This window comes from Rhodoplanes elegans, from assembly GCF_016653355.1.
GTDB lineage: Bacteria > Pseudomonadota > Alphaproteobacteria > Rhizobiales > Xanthobacteraceae > Rhodoplanes > Rhodoplanes elegans.
Window position 1 is genome coordinate 1 of record NZ_NHSK01000127.1, and the last position, 2,926, is coordinate 2,926.

Annotated in this window: 1 protein-coding gene; it reads right to left on the reverse strand. The window is 73.3% G+C overall.

Features of this window, described 5'->3' with window-relative positions:
- On the reverse strand, positions 1–1,554 hold a 1,554-nt coding region (locus CCR97_RS16400), incomplete at its 3' end, for a DUF6600 domain-containing protein (protein ID WP_338049091.1).
- Positions 1,555–2,926: the final 1,372 nt, after the last annotated feature.

The window sequence follows — 2,926 nt, forward strand, 5'->3', positions numbered from 1 at the left end:
GGTGGCACTCGGCCGGTCGGCGCCCGGACGCTCGGCACTCGGGCGATCGGCATTTGGGCGATCCGCCCCGCCGGGCCGCCCGGCCGCGCCGCGCTGTGCGTCACCTGACGACGCGCCGCCACGCTCGGCTCCGCTGCTGCGACCCGTGCCCTGCCGCTCGGCGGCGGCCGGACGATCCGGGCCGGAGCGCTCCGCCGCGGGACGCTGCTGGTTGCGGTCCTGACCGCTGCGGTCCTGACCACTACGCTCGGAGTCGCGCTCCTGGCCGGTCCGCTCGCCGCGACCGGTGCGGTCGCCGCGGTCACCGGAGGCGTCGCGTTCGCTGCGGCCCTGCCGCTCGCGACGCTCGTCACGGCGCTCCTCGCGGCGCTCGGCACCTTGGCGGCGCGCGTCGTCGCGCTCCGCGGGCGCCGCACCCTGGCGGCGCGTGTCGTCACGATCGGCCGGGCGGGATCCCTCCCGGGTCGGCGGCGCCTGATCGCGCCGCTCGCCCGTCGCCGGGCCGCGCTCGCCGTCCCGGGCGCCGGTCGCCTGTCCGGGCGTCGTGCCTCCGGTTGCCGCACCTGCGGGGGCTGTGCCGTCCGGCCGGCGCGCATCCGCGCCGGTCGGCGCGTCGCCGGGCGCCGCTTGGCGCGCCGCACGCGGAGGATTGTCGCCGAGCCGCCCCTGATCGCCTTGCAGCGCCTGCGGCGCCGGGACGTCGCGGGCCGGCTGGATCGAGGTTTTGGTCTGCCGCAGATAGGAGGTCTCGCGCACCACGCGCGAGCGCCGGTCGCGCAGATCGTCGACCCGGATCTCGACCGCGCCCGGAATGCGCCCGGTGCCGACCAGCACGCGCGGCTGCACCGACCAGGTGCGGATCGGACGGCCATAGGCGGCCGCGATATAGGCCGGCGGGATGCCCGGATTGACGGCGAAGCGCGGACCGCGGTCCGACACGATCACGGTGCGGTTCACCACCACGGTCTCGCGGATGTAGACGTCGCGCTCGCGCGGCGGCAGCAGCACGGTCGTCACCCGCTCGGCGACGAGGTCGCGCGGCCGCACGAACACCCAGTAGCTCGGCCGCTCGCGCACCTCGACGACGATCTCGTCGGGCGGCAGCGGGGCCCAGCCGACCGCCTTGTCGCCGCGCCGCCAGTCGACCCAGGCGGGGCCCCACTCACGGCCCGGAACCCACACCCAGCCGGCGTCGCCGTCGTCGACCCAGCGGCCGTAGTGATAGACGACCAGACCCCAGGCGGCCTCCTCGTCGACCGGGGTCCAGTACCAGCCGTAATCGTCGGTGTAGACCCAGCGTCCGCGCGTGTAGGGGCGCCAGTCGCGGCCGACATTCGCCGGCACCCAGACCTCGCCCCAGCGCGAATGCCGCTGCCATTTTCCGTGCGGCGTCAGCGCGTCGCGGAACTCCACGGAGACCTCGACACGCTCCTGCGCGGCGATGGGTGTCGCGACGGCGGCCGGCAAGACGACCAGCGCGGCGACGACTCCGACGACGACGGCCGTCGATCCGAGCAGACGCGTCGTGACAGACCGGACAGGGTTCGGCTTCATCACTTCCTCCAGGATCGAATGAGACGGGTCGCGATATCGCGGGTCGTGCGAACGCACGGACCATGATCGAGATGATCGGGCGCCGTGGCGTGATCGGATGCGTCGCCGCCGCCCGGTCGGCGCCGGCTGACGCGCGCGTCAGCGCAGGCCCAGGAACGACAGGATCGCCAGAACCACCACGATCAGCCCGATGATGTAGATGACGCTGTTCATGCCTCGCCTCCGCCGGTCTGGCCGCACCACGGCCGCTCGGTGGCTCAACCGGGGCGACTGTCGAAAGTTCCTGTTCGTGGTGCCGCCGGGTGGGGCGGCCGGGCGCTGCCGGCGCCGCGGTCGGGCCGGCGGATCGCTTGGACGCGGGGCCGCATACGTGGCTTGCCGGAGGGCCGTGCTCTTGACCGCGTGCCGGCACCCGGCTACTGCCGTTCTGGAATTATTCGAACGGATTTTTTCTGGCGGCCGGCCTACCCCGTCGCGCTGTTCTGATCGAGCCGGACGCCCCATTTCGGAGAGTCGTCATGCGCATCGTTCTCGTTCTCGTGGCCCTGGTCGCGGTGCTGTTCGCCTTCGACAAGATCCCGTTCATCTCGAAGCGGCAGCCGGCCGCGCCCGTGACGGCGGCGACGCCGGCGGCTGCGCCGAAAGCTCCGGCCGCGAATGCCGCGGCGGCCGCGTCCGCGCCCACCAAGGTGGCTGCCGCGCCGGTGACCTGGGTGACCACGCAGAAGTGCTACAAGTCTCCGTGGGGCACGATCAACTGCANCTTGGCGGCCGCGTCCGCGCCCACCAAGGTGGCTGCCGCGCCGGTGACCTGGGTGACCACGCAGAAGTGCTACAAGTCTCCGTGGGGCACGATCAACTGCACCGACACCTACGCCCGCCAGTAAAGCATCGGCGCGGATCCGCGATCGCGCGCGGATCCTGACCAGCCATTCGAGCGGTAGGGTCCGGCCGCGACGCGGCCGGACTGGACGATTCTTCGCTGGCCGATGCTCCGCCTGCCGGTGGGCCCGGGTGTCTGTTCGCCGTCGTGTCGGCTGGCGGGTGAGCCGCCCAGCGAGACCGGGTCTTCGCGCGCCCCGACCTCTCCGCCTGCCTGGTTCTCGCGCGTCCTTTTCGGCACGGTCGGGCTCGCCGCCGCCGTCGCCGCGGGCGCCGCATCCTCCGATCCACATCCGATCCATTTCGCGGGACCGCCATGACGGACCGATTCGAGCCGCGCGTCTGGCCGCCGGAGCTCCTGGCAGCGCTGCGGCACAGCGTCGAGACGACCGACCGCGCGCTGTCCGTCATCGCGGAGGAGCATGCGATCCCGCGTTCGACCTTCTATCAGCTCGTCCGCCGCGAGGGCTGGCATCGGCCGGGCGCCGAC